Consider the following 267-nt stretch of genomic DNA (forward strand, 5'->3'; position numbering starts at 1 on the left):
GGACGATCAAGCTTGCCGGCCAGCGTGCCACCAAGGACGGTGTCATCGTCATCGAGGCAGGCCGCTTCCGCACCCAGGAACAGAACCGAGCCGATGCGCGGGCACGGCTGACGGCATTGGTCGCCAAGGCCGCCGAACCGCCACCGCCGCCGCGCAAGAAGACACGGCCGTCAAAGGGTGCCGTGGAACGGCGGCTGAAGAGCAAGGCCGGGCGCGGCACGATCAAGAAGCTGCGCGGCCGGGTGGAGAACGATTAAGCACCACACC

Annotated in this window: 1 protein-coding gene; it reads left to right on the top strand. The window is 67.8% G+C overall.

Annotation, left to right across the window (positions count from 1 at the left end; all coding sequences use genetic code 11):
* A partial coding sequence (gene arfB / locus EOB49_RS35375; RefSeq protein ID WP_127383572.1) for an alternative ribosome rescue aminoacyl-tRNA hydrolase ArfB occupies positions 1 to 257 on the top strand: 257 nt, incomplete at its 5' end.
* Positions 258 to 267 lie beyond the last annotated feature (10 nt).

The organism is Mesorhizobium sp. M7A.F.Ca.MR.148.00.0.0 (genome assembly GCF_003997735.1).
GTDB lineage: Bacteria > Pseudomonadota > Alphaproteobacteria > Rhizobiales > Rhizobiaceae > Mesorhizobium.